Annotated in this window: 10 protein-coding genes; 7 read left to right on the forward strand and 3 right to left on the reverse strand. The window is 62.5% G+C overall.

The features are described 5' to 3' along the window. The first annotated feature begins 1 nt into the window (after position 1). Entirely contained in the window at positions 2-502 is a 501-nt protein-coding gene (gene tadA / locus ABD002_RS02845; RefSeq protein ID WP_343786930.1) for a tRNA adenosine(34) deaminase TadA, read from the forward strand. A gap of 314 nt (positions 503-816) precedes the next feature. Beyond that, complete coding sequence (locus ABD002_RS02850) at positions 817-3,549, forward strand: hypothetical protein (RefSeq protein ID WP_343786932.1); 2,733 nt, start codon at positions 817-819, stop codon at positions 3,547-3,549. Between the two features lie 309 nt (positions 3,550-3,858). Here ABD002_RS02850 and ABD002_RS02855 read toward each other — a convergent pair whose 3' ends face one another. Beyond that, positions 3,859-5,481 (reverse strand): PAS domain S-box protein, encoded by a 1,623-nt coding sequence (locus tag ABD002_RS02855; protein ID WP_343786934.1) that lies wholly within the window; start codon positions 5,479-5,481, stop codon positions 3,859-3,861. A 12-nt stretch (positions 5,482-5,493) separates the two neighbouring features. Continuing rightward, on the reverse strand, positions 5,494-5,877 hold the full coding sequence (locus tag ABD002_RS02860; RefSeq protein ID WP_343786936.1) for a hypothetical protein: 384 nt from the start codon (positions 5,875-5,877) through the stop codon (positions 5,494-5,496). A gap of 77 nt (positions 5,878-5,954) precedes the next feature. On the opposite strand from ABD002_RS02860, the gene ABD002_RS02865 reads away from it, so the two are divergent. Continuing rightward, a complete protein-coding gene (locus ABD002_RS02865) occupies positions 5,955-6,431 on the forward strand; it encodes a helix-turn-helix domain-containing protein (RefSeq protein WP_343786938.1) in 477 nt (158 codons plus the stop codon). Positions 6,432-6,646: 215 nt separating this feature from the next. Here ABD002_RS02865 and ABD002_RS02870 read toward each other — a convergent pair whose 3' ends face one another. After that, the gene (locus ABD002_RS02870; protein ID WP_343786940.1) at positions 6,647-8,038 is read right to left on the reverse strand and encodes a choice-of-anchor Q domain-containing protein; all 1,392 of its coding nucleotides are present in this window, start codon (positions 8,036-8,038) and stop codon (positions 6,647-6,649) included. Between the two features lie 465 nt (positions 8,039-8,503). On the opposite strand from ABD002_RS02870, the gene ABD002_RS02875 reads away from it, so the two are divergent. The 4 genes from ABD002_RS02875 to ABD002_RS02890 all read left to right on the forward strand — a co-directional run bounded on the left by ABD002_RS02875 (position 8,504) and on the right by ABD002_RS02890 (position 14,052). Then, entirely contained in the window at positions 8,504-9,067 is a 564-nt protein-coding gene (locus ABD002_RS02875; protein WP_343786942.1) for an ECF-type sigma factor, read from the forward strand. After that, a complete protein-coding gene (locus ABD002_RS02880; RefSeq protein WP_343786944.1) occupies positions 9,055-11,877 on the forward strand; it encodes a protein kinase domain-containing protein in 2,823 nt (940 codons plus the stop codon). Before ABD002_RS02875 ends, ABD002_RS02880 begins: the two co-directional genes overlap by 13 nt. Positions 11,878-12,113: 236 nt before the next feature. Further along, the gene (locus ABD002_RS02885) at positions 12,114-12,677 is read left to right on the forward strand and encodes a YncE family protein (protein WP_343786946.1); all 564 of its coding nucleotides are present in this window, start codon (positions 12,114-12,116) and stop codon (positions 12,675-12,677) included. Between the two features lie 106 nt (positions 12,678-12,783). Continuing rightward, a complete protein-coding gene (locus ABD002_RS02890; RefSeq protein WP_343786948.1) occupies positions 12,784-14,052 on the forward strand; it encodes a choice-of-anchor Q domain-containing protein in 1,269 nt (422 codons plus the stop codon). The last annotated feature ends 97 nt before the right edge of the window (positions 14,053-14,149 follow it).

Here is a 14,149-nt window from a genome sequence, read left to right on the forward strand (position 1 = left end):
GATGCACGCGAACGATAGCGATTCGACCTCATCGGTCACGCCAGACGCCGAAGCCGTCGATTGCAGCTGGATGCAGCGCGCGCTGGAACTTGCGCGGCACGCCGAGGCCAGCGATGGCGAGGTTCCAGTTGGCGCGGTGCTCGTGTTGAACGGCGAAGTCGTCGGTGAAGGCTGGAACCGCAACATCACGCTGGACGATCCCACGGCACACGCCGAGATCCAGGCGTTGCGGGATGCCGGGCGCAGGCTCGGCAACTACCGCTTCCCTGGCACTACCTTATATGTGACGCTCGAACCGTGCGTGATGTGCGCGGGTGCGATCGTGCATGCGCGGGTCGCGCGAGTGGTCTACGGCGCCCGCGATCCCAAGACGGGTGCAGCCGGCAGCGCATTCGACGTACTGCAGCACGAACGACACAACCATCGTCTCGAAGTCCGCGGCGGCGTGCTCGCTGTCGAGGCGGGCGAGTTGCTGACCGGATTCTTCCGCAGCCGCCGCTGAGCGCAGCGGTGGCGCTGGCCGCGTCGTTGCTGCGTTACATGGTTAGCGTGTGAATGACCCGTGTCGGATGGATCGGCGTGGCCGCTGAATCCGGGAAACATGGCCGGGTCGCGAGGCCTGTCTGCTCGTCAGCGGCTGCGCGTCACGGGCATCGCGTTCGCAAGAGCTGTTCATACGTCTTCGGACGATTGTTGCCTGCTCTGCGTGGCGTCCGTATAGTCGCTCGCCAATGGGGTGTGGGGATACATCGCAGGCAAGTTTCTTGCCGCCACGATGGCGAGAGCTGGGGCAACGAGTTTCGGGGAGTTCGCTTCATGCTCCACATGTTCGCTGGGCTCGGCACGCGCGTGTCGGCCAAGGGGTTCGCTGTATTTGCGCTCGCGCTGACCGCGTTACCAAGTGCTTCCGCGTTCGCGCAGGAGCATGGAACGGTAACCGTCACTCCTGACGAACACCACGACACGCTGCCGTCGTTGCGCGACACCCCGCCGGCGCCGCACGGTGGCAGACGTGTGCATTTCGAAGGTGAGCTGCCGCCTTTGCCGGGTCCACGGAATCTGCCCGATGGCGCGATTCAGCGAACGATGTCGCCGACGGTGGCGACGCCTGCGCCGATCAGCACGGTGGATGGCATCGGCAATAATTTCACGGGCCCGAACGGTACGTTTGTCGTGAATAGCTCCCCGCCTGATACGGTTGGAGCCGTTGGCCCGAACCACTACGTGCAGGTCGTCAATGCTGATTTCGCGGTCTTCAGCAAAGCCACCAAGGCGGTAGTGTTCGGTCCGGTTGCGACCAACACGTTGTGGCACGGCTTTGGCGGTCTTTGCGAGACGGACGATGATGGCGATGGCATCGTGGTCTACGACAAAGCCGCCGATCGATGGGTGCTTTCGCAATTCGCGGTCACCGGCGCCGACGGCGCGAACACTCCGTTTCTCGAGTGCGTGGCGGTTTCGCAGACCGGCGATCCGACCGGAGCCTGGAATCGCTACGCGTTTGGGTACACGGGTTTCAATGATTACCCGAAAATGGGCGTCTGGCCGGACGGCTATTACACGACCTTCAACATGTTCAACAGCGCCGGCACCACTTACCTCGGTGCGAAACTGTGCGTGTACGATCGCGCCAGGATGCTCGCCGGCCAAGCCGCGACGCAACAGTGCTTCCAGACCGGCTCTACCGACGGGGGCGTGCTCCCGTCAGACATGGATGGTGCGAACCCGCCACCGGCGGGGTCGCCGAACTATATGGTGGAGCTCGGAAGCACCAACGGGTCGCTGAAGCTGTTCAAGTTCCACGTGGATTGGGCGAACACGGCGAATACCACCTTGAGCGCCGGTACTTCGATACCGGTCGCGTCCTTCGCGCAAGCTTGTGGCGGCGGCACTTGCATTCCGCAATCTGGAACGAGCCAGCAGCTCGATTCGCTGGCCGACCGTCTGATGTTCCGTCTGGCCTACCGCAACTTCGGCACGAATGAGTCGTTGGTCGTGAGTCATTCGGTGACGGCGGGCGCCGGCGTGGGGGCGCGCTGGTACGAAATGCGGAATCCCGGGGCTGCATCGCCCAGCGTTTTCCAGCAATCGACCTTCGCTCCTGACGGCAACTTTCGCTGGATGCCCTCGGTGGCGATGGATCGGCAAGGCAACATGATGCTCGGCTACAGTGTCTCCGGTAGTTCGCTGTACCCATCGATCCGCTACACCGGGCGCCTGGCCGGTGATCCACTGAGCACGATGCAGACCGAGGCCTCGATGATCGTGGGCACTGGATCGCAGAGCGGCGTCCAAGGCCTGACTCGTTGGGGCGACTACAGCGCGATGACTGTCGATCCGACCGACGATTGCACGTTCTGGTACACCAACGAGTATCTGAAGGCGACGGGAGAATTCAACTGGAGCACGCGTATAGGCTCGTTCAAGTTTCCGAGTTGCGGTTACACGATCGGCGGCAGCGTGAGCGGTCAGACGAGCGGGTTCACGCTGGCAGTGACGGCGGCCAGCCAGACGGTGAGCGTGGCGTCGGGTGCGACGAACTATGTGTTCCCGGCTGGGGAGCCGACGGGGACGAGCTACACGGTGAGCGTGCAGACGCAGCCGACGGGCCAGACGTGCACCGTGGCCAACCCCTCGGGCACGATCAGCGCGAGCAACGTGACGAACGCGAACGTGACGTGCAAGACCAACCAGACGATCACGTTTCCGAATCCTGGGCCAGTGACGTACAGCGCGGGCGGTACATTCGCGTTGAATGCGACGGCGTCCTCCGGTTTGGCGGCAACGTACACCTCGACGACGACGAGCGTGTGCACGGTGTCCGGTCCGACGGCGACAATCGTCGGTGCAGGCACCTGCGCGATCAACGCGGACCAGGCAGGCAATGCGACTCATAACCCGGCGCCGACGGTCACCGACAACATCACGATCAACAAAGCCAGTCAGACGATCACATACACCTCCACGCCTCCGGGCAGCGCGAAGGTGGGTGGCGCGACGTACAACGTGACCGCAACCGGTGGTGCCTCGGGCAATCCGGTAACGTTCACGATCGATGCGACAGCGAGCTCGGTGTGCACGATCTCGGGCAGCGCCGTGTCGTTCACCGGCGCGGGCACGTGCGTGATCGACGCGAACCAGGCAGGCAATGCGAACTACAACGCGGCGCCGCAGAACCCGCAGTCGTTCGCGGTCGGGCCAGGCACACCAACGCTGGTGTTCACGGTCCAGCCGACCGACGCGAATCAAGGCAACGCGCTGGGTACGATTCAGGTCACTGAAAAGGATCCGCTTGGCCACGTGATCTCCGCCAGCGGTACCGTCGATTTCACGATCACGGCCTGTGGCGGTACGGTCGATCTCGGCAGTGTGATGATGACCGCTGGCGTGGCCACGCTGACGAGTACTCAGCGCTTCTATACATTGGCGGCGGCGCCTGGCTTGACGATCTCCGCGAGTAACGGAACGTTGAACGCGACGAGCAACGGGTTCCGCATCGTCGCTGCCGATATGCTGTTCAGCGACGGCTTCGAGAGTTGCCGGCTGTAACGTAGATTAAGAGGCGCCGTCTGTGTGACGGCGGCGCCTGCTTGGTGGTTGCCCTCGCTTTCATCCTTCGTCATCGAGCACACGGCGGTACTTGCACGAACACCTGGCAATGAGGCTGTTAAGGCCCATCTCACGTCATTGCGCTGATGCATGCCAGGTGATGAGTACCAACGATTTGATGCGAGCGATCCGGCACAGTGATCAAGTCAGTCGGAACCTTGATCGCGCCTCCCGGCACGCGCGTACGTGGAACCGGAGCGTTCAAACCATCGAACGGCTGCGCCGATTCTGCCGAACTCCGAGAATCGACTATCGAGTGGAGGGTGTTGTTCTCCGTTCGGCGCTGCGTCGAATCGCGCGGACCTGGTACAGGTGCGAGTCCGCGCGCCGAATCGTAGTGTCGAAGGATTCATTGTCTTGTCTCACAGCCCAGCCGATGGAGAAATCCGAGGGCACCTCCCCGGGTCCGAGAGTCTGTAGCCGGTCCGCCAACGCGACCGTCGTCGCTTCATCGGCGCCGTCGAGCAATACGAGGAATTCGTCGCCTCCCATGCGCACGACGGCGTCCTCCTCGCGGGCGTGGCGTGCGAGAAAGCGACCCGTGCCGACCAGGACTTCGTCACCACGTGCGTGACCATAGGTGTCGTTGATCGCCTTGAAATGATCGAGATCAATGAGGACGCAGCCCCAGCTGGCCACGCCGTTGTTGTCAGCAAGGTATTCATCCAGGTAGCGCCGGTTGTAGCAACCTGTCAGGGAGTCACGGAGGCTGATGTCTCTCAGCCTGCGTTCGTATTCGCGTCGCGCGGTGATGTCCTGCGCGTGAGCCAGCACGTACGCGTTGTGCTCGGCGTCCGCGCAGAGCACGTTTCGGTACTCCCATATCAGACGATCACCTTGCTGGGTGACCAGCGAGAAATGACCGGAGTCGGCTCCTTGATCTGTGATGCGGCGAAGGTACTCCACGAACCGCGCATGTTTGCGCGGGGGGATGAACTCCGTGAAATCGCGCCCAAGCACTTGTCCGATGGGATAACCCAACGCTTCCGCAAAGGCACGGTTGCCCGACAGCACGACACCCTCGAGATCGTGCGTCCATAGCAATCCGAGACTGTTTTCGAACAAGCCGCGGAACCGCTGCTCGCTTGCTTGCAGCGCAGCGATCGCGCGCTGGCGCAGGCTGGTGTCACGAATCACGACGATCCAGGCGGGACGCCCGCGAAAGGCCAGCGGCTCGGCATTGATCTCGACGGGGAAGACCGTGCCGTCTTTCTTCCGGTGGTGCCACGATCCACTGGAGCGGTCATGTGGACCCAGTGCGGCGAGGGTCTCGCGAAGTCGCGGCAATTCATCGCTGGGGCGGATGTCGAACAGCGAAAGCGCGAGAAATTCCGTCCGCGTGTAGCCGTACATCGCCACGACCGCGTCGTTGGCTGCCAGGAACCGGAGCGTTTCCCTGTCGACGACGTAGATCGGGTTCGGGTTGTTGTCGAAGAGCGCGCGCAGTTCGGTGGCTTGCTCGCGCAACTCGCCATCCAGATGTTGGCGCGCGAGCGCGTAGTGCACCGAACGCGCCAGGGCAGTAGGCGTCACATGGGTCTTGGTGAGTTTGTCCTGGGCACCTGCGGCCAGGGTAGCCAGCCCCGTCTCGGGACTCTCGTCACTCGTCAGCACGATGATGGGAACGTGCGGGTATCGCGCGTGAAGGCGTTCGACGGCTTCGATGCCGCTGGCATCGGGCAGATCCAGGTCGGTCACGATGACATCAAAGGTCTGCCGGCTCAGGGAGGCAAGCGCTTCCGCCAGCGACGCTACATGCTCGATACGGTGCTCACCCAGCGCCGGACTTGCCCATTCTTGCCGGAACAGCAGAACGTCAGCGGGCTCGTCTTCGATCAGAAGCAACTGAAGCGGTCGAGAGGCGTTCGTCATGGACAGCCTTGCTCAATGCCCGGCCTTGGCCACCTTTCGAAGAATACAGCACTTGGGGAACGCTTGCGGGAATTTGACCGACATCGAGACCGGCTGCTTTGAGTCGATCTCCGCGGCAAAGGCCCAGCAGCGCCAGATGCGTTGGGTTTGAAAACCCTGGTTAAAGCCTGCTCCCGGATTGGGCGCTTGGTGGATTCGTCGCCTGGAATTCGCGGGGCCGCCTTCTGCTTCTAGGCAGCGATCCGCCAATTCGTGACTTCGTGACAACAGCGTCCGTGACCGCTTCGATGCCTGGCGTACTTTGGCTTCCAAGGCGCTGGTTAGCGTGACCGGCGTCTCGTCACCCCACTGCGGGTCATAGGCCGCTATGGTGTGCCACATCCCTTCGGTGGCCACATGAATACCGTGCGCCAGCTCGCTCTGGCCATATTAGGGGTATTATTGAGTTCCCTTGGCAATCAGAAGACTGGAAAATGCCCAATATCGGAACGCTGTTAAAGGAAGAAATCTCGCGCCTCTGCCGGAGGGAGATTCGCAAGCACGTCGAGCCCCTGAGGAAGGCGTCTGCCACCTACCGACGCGAGATCGCTGCGCTGAAACGGCAGGTCGCCGGGGTTGAGCGACGGACGACAGTGCTCTCCAAGCAAAGCGCGAAGATGAGCAATGAGGCAGACGCAAGTTCTGCCGAGCGACCGCTGCGATTTGTAGCGAAGGGTTTGGTCTCCTTGCGCGCTCGCTTGGGCCTTTCTGCACCCGAGCTCGCTCGGCTCATGGGCGTCAGTGACCAGTCGATCTACAATTGGGAGCACAAGAAGACCGTTCCTCGCAAGGAACAGCTGGCCACGCTCGCGACTCTAAGAGGACTCGGTAAACGCGAAGTGCGAGCACGCCTTGAAGCGCTCGACGTTCAGAGTGTTCGTAAGCGCCGTAAACGAGCTTCATCGAGATAGGGTAGGGCGACTAGCACAGGTTATCGAGGGCAGGCCAGGCGCGCTTCGCCGGCGGCTTTCGACCCCATTCCGCCGCTCGCCGGCGGCAGGTTTCGGGCAACGCGTCCAGCTGAGGGCGCGCACGTAACCTCAGGGACGAACAAACGGGCCGACCCTCTCAACCTGTGCGCGGTCGGCCCGTTTCTTGTCAGTCGTTGCAGAAGCTTGTCGCTAGCTCATCGATCGAAACCATCGTAGAACAGCTCGTCGTCGTTGACTTGGCGCTGGTATGCGCCGATGTCCGGCGACGTCGGCGGCCGGGAGTAACCAATGCCGCGCTGGTCGACACTCAGGTTGGCGCTGTTGTTTCCCATGCCCAGCGCAGGACTGCTCGCCAGCAACGCGTGCGTCATCGTGTGTCCACCATGATTTCCCAATGGCACCAATTGTGGGTCGCTGGTCACGGTGATGAAACCGGAGGGGAGCGGCGATATGCCGATGGATTGGATCAGATTGTCCGTTCCGGAAAGATTGACGTTCCCCTGATAGAAGTCCTTGGAAAGCGGCTGAAAATCGCTGATGTTGGTTGCAATGATCGAACTCTGAATGGTTGTCGAAGTGCTGCCGCGCACGCCGCCGACATTGCCGTTGTTGAGCGCAATCGTGCTGTTTAGAATCTGCAGTGGGCCCGCCACCTGCAAACCGCCGACTCCGCTCCCCGCACCCGATCCTTTGGCCGTATTTCCGGATATCGTGCTGTTGGAGATGAGTACCGTCGTGGGTTGTCCATTGGCCGTCTGATAGAGGCCACCTCCAGACGGAGCGTAGTTGCCATTCACCGTGGAGTTTTTCAAGCTAAGGCTTCCGGCAGCGACGAACGCACCTCCTCCCCAGTTTTGGTCGTGGCCGCTGCCGGGCGGGGGCGGCGTCACGGAGTTGTTCTCGAGGGTGCTGTACTTCATTGCAAGGTTCGATGCAGAGGGAACGCCGCCGAGCTGCCCAACGAACACGCCACCGCCCTGCGCGCCCCCGGAGTTCGGCGCGCTCCCTGCGTCGGCGACGTTGCCTGAAATCACACTGTTGGACATTTGCATGCCCTTGCGGGCAAAGACGCCGCCACCTTGCGCGTAGTTTCCCAATGTTGCCGCGGGAGTTTGCTTGGCCGCGCAGCCCGTCACCGTCGAGCCCGTCAACACGACCGTGCCGCCGGAGATGATGCACCCACCCGCTGCGGCGGCGGCCTGATATCTTCCCGCTGTAATCGTCAGATAGTCGACTTCCAATGTGCCGGCTGCTGCGTGATTGAAAACGCGGTTGGTCAGATTTCCGGATATCGTCTTTCGATTCGAACTGCTGCTGACGATGCTCAAGTTCGGTACGGCGAAGTGGATTTCGCCGGAATGCAGCGTGATGGTGCTGCAGGAAGTCAATGTGCTGAGGTCGACGATGTCGGTGTCGGCAGCTGCGCCGATTTCGAAGCGCAGCGTTCCGGGCGTCGTAGCAGCGGACGCACTGTCGTCACAGCTGGTCACCAGGTGCGTGGCGGCGAACCCGGGTTTTGCCGCGGCGGCCAGGGAAAAGATCGCCGACAAGCAGGCGGCGATCCGGGTGGGACGTAGAGAATGCATGACAGTTTCCTCTCGGATTGGGGGCATCTGTCACGTTGAACGATGCAGCGGTCGATTTCCGAACATGCCCGCAGATGAACCGCCCCGGCGTTTCTAGAGACTCCCTTTCCTGAGAGGACCCAGGTGGCGCGATTGGACGGGGCTGCAGCTTGGGTCGTCACAAACTGAATCCGACAACAAATGAATGCCTTTACAAGGCGCTGATCTATTTGAATTTTTATTGTTTACCCTGATGGAGGTTGGGCAAAAATAGCCAAGGAGTGAAGGGAATGAGCAACGCACTTGGCGAGCTGGTTGCAACAAGCGGTCCACCGAGCATCCGCTACTGAAGCGTCGCGACGAGTGCCGGGAGCAGACCCTTCCAAAAAGGTAACTCCTGACTGATCAGCAGCACCGGGCTGATCGCGCACTATCCGCGCCTCTGATCAGCTGGACTAGAGTATCCTCGCGTCCGTCAGAGGGGCGATGCGCGACGATATCACCGAGCTTCTGCAACGTGCCGGTGCTGGCGACAGGCCCGCATTGGATGTTCTGCTGCCGATGATTTATGGCGAGTTGCATAGACTCGCTCATGCGCAGCGTCCAGGTGCGCAAGACACGTTCAACACGACGGCGCTGGTACACGAAGCCTATCTGAAACTCCTGGACCAATCACGCCTGTCCTGGTCCGACCGTCGTTGCTTCTTCGCTTATGCCGCCAAGGCGATGCGCAGCATCCTGATCGACAATGCGCGCCGCCGCTCGAGTGACAAACGCGGCGGAAACGAGCGCCGCGACGACGACGCGCTCGAGAACCTGCGCATGGAAGGGGACAGTGCCGACCTGCTCCTCGTCGAACAGGCGCTGGACCGGCTCGGCAAGGTCAGCGCGCGCCTGCGCGAGGTCGTCGAACTGCACGTCTTCGCCGGTCTCGAATTCAAGGATGTGGCTGCGTGCCTCGGGCTGACTGAGCGTACGATCTTTCGCGACTGGCGCAAAGCGCGCGCGCTGCTGCAAAGCCTACTCGACGACCAAGCATGCACGAGCTGATCGCCGCGCGCTGGAGCGAGATCGAACCGCTGCTCGATGCGCTGATGGATCTCGCGGACGAAGAACGCGCCGAGCGGCTCGCGCGCGATTGTGCCGATGACGATCTGCGCGCCGCGGTCGCGTATCTGCTCGCGCTCGACGCGCGCGTCGATAGCGATGTCGACCAGGCCGTGCGCGAGATCGCCGTGCGCGGCAGCGATCTCGAAGGCCGGCGAATTGGCCCATATCGAGTCGAGAAGACGCTGGGTGAAGGCGGCATGGGCGCGGTGTTCCTGGCTACGCGCGAGACGGCGGAATTCACTCAGCACGTTGCTCTCAAGCTGCTGCGGATCGGTCTCTACAGTGCCGTTCAGCAGGAATTGTTCCGGCGCGAGCAGCAGCTCCATGCGCGCCTCGAACACCCGCATATCGCGCGCATCTTCGATAGCGGCATTACCGCGGCGGGCGTTCCGTATTTTGCGATGGAGTACATCGACGGTCTTCCGCTCACCGAATATTGCAAGGCCGGGCGGCTCGATATCGAGTCGCGCCTGAAGCTGTTTGCCACGACCTGCGATGCAGTCGCCTATGCACATCAGAACTTGATCGTGCATCGTGACCTGAAGCCATCGAATATCCTGGTGGATCGCGCCGGGACGCCGAAACTGCTCGATTTCGGTATCGCCAAGCTGTTGCCGGAAGCCGGAGGCACCGGCGAGATCACGCGCAGCGAACCGTGCCGTCTCACTCCGAACTACGCCGCGCCCGAACAATTCGTCGGCGCAACGATCACTACCGCGACCGATGCCTACGCGCTCGGGGTGCTACTCTGCGAACTGCTGACCGACGAACCCGCATGTGGCGGCAGCCCCAGCGCATCGATGAGCGGCGGCATGCCCGCTCGCCTGCGCATCGCGGCGACGGCGTGCGGCTCGAATGTTCCCGCGACGAGGCCGCGCCTCCGCGGTGATCTCGAGTCGATCGTGCGCAAGGCGACCCAGGCCGAACCCGGGCGCCGCTATTCCGGCGCGGCAGCGCTTCGCGACGATATCCTGCGTCATCTCAACGGCAGACCTGTTCGCGCGCGACCGGATGCGTGGACCTATCGCAGCGCGAAGTTCATACAGCGCAACAAATTCGGCGTCGCGGCGGCGGCGCTGATCGCGGCCACGTTGACGGGCGCCTCGGTATTCAGCATTCATCAGGCCGATATCGCGCGTCGCGAGGCGGCGCACGCGCAGGACGAGGCCAATCGCGCTGCAGCCGTAAGCGATTTCCTGTCAAAGCTGTTCGAGACCAATGCGCCGGGCAGCGCGGCGCCAGCGCAGACCGCTGAGGAAATGCTTACGCGCGCGATCGACATGAGCAAGGCCGATTTCACGCGCCAGCCGCGGACCGAGGTGGAGTTGCTGCGCACAATCGGCGATATCCTGCGCCGGCGCGGCCAACTCGATGCGGCGCGCGCGCCGCTCGATCGCGCGCGTATCCAGGCGCAAACCCTGTTCGGGGCGAGCGCGGACGAAACCCTGAAGGCTACATCCGCGCTGGCCGCGCTTGATGAAGCTGAAGGCCGTTTCGCGCAGGGCGCTGCCGCCATCGAACAGGCGATCGCCGCATACCGCGCGCAGCATCCGGGCGACTCGGTCGCATTGGCGCATGCCTTGCAGCTACTGGGGGTCCTGCACCTGCGCAGCGATCGAGCGGCCGATGCGATGGCCCTGGAGCAACAGGCGCTTGATATGTATCGCCGCGTGTTGCCCGACGATCGCGTCGAAATCAACGAGGCGATGTACGGCTTGGCGATGACACAGCAGGCTAATGGAAAGCTGCAAGAGTCGACCGCCACGGCGCAGGACGTCGTTGCGCGCACGCGCAGCCAACATGGCAACCAGCATGTGCTGGTGGCCGAAGCGCTGGGTTTCCTCGCCGGGCCATTGCGCGATCTCGGCCGCATCGATGCCGCCGAGGCGGCGATGCGCGAGGCAGTGGCAATCGACCGCGCGATCTACACGCAACCCAATCCACACGCGACGTCCGATCTGAACGAACTTGCTCTGGTCGAAATGACGGAAGGCAAGTTCATCGCAGCGGCAAAGTTGTGGGCCGAGGAACTTGCACAAGAGCGCGTGTTGTTTCACAGCGACCATCCCGACACTGCGACCACGCTCAACAATCTCGCTCGAGTACGCGATACGCAAGGCGCCTACAACGAGGCGGCAGCCTTGCAGCGCGAGTCGCTGGCGATGGATTTGCATTTGCGCGGCGAGGGCCATCCGTATGTTGCACAGAGCCGCGCCAATCTCGCGCGCTGGCTGATCCATGGTGGCGCGTTCGACGAAGCAGAGCGGCTTCTCGCCGCTGCGCAGGCTTCGAATCGCGAACACTTCGGTGATTCGCATCCGCAGATCGCAGCCGAATTGCTCGTCGAGGCTGAACTCGCCCAGGCACGCGGCGAACCGGCAAGCGCGCAGGCGCTGGCACTGTCCGCCATAGCGATGTTCGAGCACGAGCTACCTCCGCATCATCCGAAGCTGCTCGCAGCGCGACTTGACGCAGGCCGGCTTCTGCTCGCGGCACGCGCCTTCACGCAGGCGGAGCCGATGTTTGCCGCCGCGACAACCGATGCACATGCCGGAACACCGCCGGTCGCGCTGTACCTTGCTCAAGCGCTCGCAGGTCTGGGCGATGTCCAGGCAGCAGGTGGCCACGGCGAACAGGCGCATGCGTCATGGCGCGAGGCGTTGAACACGCTCTCTCTCGCCCCTGAAAACGATACCGCTCTCGCCGGCCGGCTCGTCACGCAACTCGAGAAATCGCCCGCTTCGAATTGACCTCGCCATGAGGTCGCCCCGCCTGCGCCGAACATCGACGATGCTTCGATCGAGCGCGCCCCGCCTATTCCGAATCGCCGACTGAGGCAGCGACGGACGATGTCAGTCGGTGGAACGCTGTTGCGTTCTAGCCGTCATGTGAGCGCGAACGTGCGTGTGCCGGTCTCGGTGCACGATCCGGCCACCGAAGTGCAAGGCGCGCGCAGATCCCGTTCTCGCTGAGGAAGGACAGGCAAATGATCACGCGTTCCTTCAACCTATCCGGCATGCCGGTACGAACGGCCGGTCTCGCCCTGAGGTTTGTTTTCAGCGCCGGCGCGGGCGCCGGCCCATACGCCTATGTCGCGAACTCCGGCGAGCTCAGCTACAACGACAACACGATTTCGGTAATCGACACCGCGAACAATACCGTGGTCGCCGCGATACCGGCGGGAATGCATACGGATTTCCGTGCGGTCGCGATGAATCCGGGCGCCACGCGCGTCTATGTGTCCGATCACTACAACAATGACATCTCAGTGATCAATGCGACGAACAACCAGGTCATCACCAGTATTCCCGTCGACAGCGGACCCACGGGCATTGCCGTGGACAACACCGGACAGCATGTCTACATGGTCAATCCCGGCGACTCGCGCATCTGCATTGCCGACAATGGCAACAATCAGGTTGCAGTGATCGATGCCGGCAACAACAACATACTCGCATCGGTGAATGTCGGCACCGCACCCCTGTCGGTCGGACAGTTCATGCAGGGCGGGGCGATCTTAGCCAATGGCTTCGAAGCATCGCCGAAATAGTGCGGCAGGTCGCCCTGGACACACCATGCTCCACCAGCGCTTGCCACGTGCAGCAAGGAAGGCTTTTGCTCGTGAAGCTCCATTTCTTCTCGACCAGGTGAATGCCATGCGCCGCATAGGTTTCCATTGGCTGCCTCTGATTCTTGCGGGACACGCCGCATGTACTTGCGCGGCGGTGATCACCGTTACCTCGTCCTCCGGCGGCAGCAACGACGGCAGCGGCTGCACGTTGCGCGATGCGATCACCGCTGCGAATACCGACGCGCCTGCCGGCACTTGTTCGCCAGGCAATGGTGCAGACGTCGTCGTTTTGCCTGCGAACGTGACGATCACGCTGACCGGGGCGGACAATGCGATCAGCAGCGGCAATGGCCTGCCGGTTGTCCACTCGGATATCACCGTGCAGGGCAACGGTGCCACCATCCAGCGCGACCCGGCGTTGTCCTGCAACCTCAATGGTGTCAACGAGCCCGGCGAGTTCCGCCTGCTGCGTATCGAGAGCGGCACGGTCGCCTTGCAGCATCTGACCCTGGCAGGCGGGTGTGCCGACGACAACTATGCGACAGGTGGCGGACTGCAGAACTACGGCACGCTGGTGATCAGCAGCAGCGTGATTCGCGGCAATGCGAGCCATGATTTCGGCGGCGGTATTCTCAATTTCGGCGGCCTTGTCCTGATCGACAGCCTGTTGCAGGACAACGTCGGAGGCTCTTCCGGCGGCGCGCTGTACAACTACGACGGCGCTCATGCAGGCATCAGCAGAAGTGCATTCGTGCACAACATCGCGTCATCCACCGGCAACGGCTCGAATCCCAGCGGCGGTGCCATCGCGAACAACGTTGGTAGCGTGCTGGACGTGAGCAATGCCAGCTTCAACGGCAATCAAGCATACCTCGGCGCAGCACTATCGAATGAGCAGGGAACCGTGACGCTGAGCAGCGCCAGCTTCGCTGGCGACGTTGTTGGCGGGAATGGCGCGGGCGGCGTGTTGCGGTCCTACAACCCTCCGGCCAATGGCAGCTTCGGCATCAAGAACTGTTTGATGGGCGCGTCCACCGCCGGTGCGAATTGCTATGTTCAATCCGGCGGATTCACGATGGTCGGCGCAAACTTGTCGAGCGATGCCAGTTGCGCCGGCTTCAGCATCAGCCAGACCGACCCGAAGCTCGCGCCGCTGGGCTACAACGGGGGTCCGACCCCCACGTTCGCCCTGCTTGCGGGCAGCCCGGCCATCGATGCCGCCAGCGATTGCAAGGACATCGCAGGCAACACCCTCGCGACCGACCAGCGTGGCCGCGTGCGGCCGTATGGCCCTGCCTGCGATCTTGGTGCCTACGAGCGCGACGATCTGATCTTTGCCGATGGCTTCGAGTAGCGCCGAGGCGGTCCCTCACCCGTTCTCCATCGCTGCCTGCAGCTTCGATTGCACGGCGATGCGGGTGCGCTGACAGATCCGGCAGTGCTGGACGGGG

It is taken from the genome of Dokdonella soli (genome assembly GCF_039523175.1).
Lineage (GTDB): Bacteria > Pseudomonadota > Gammaproteobacteria > Xanthomonadales > Rhodanobacteraceae > Dokdonella_A > Dokdonella_A soli.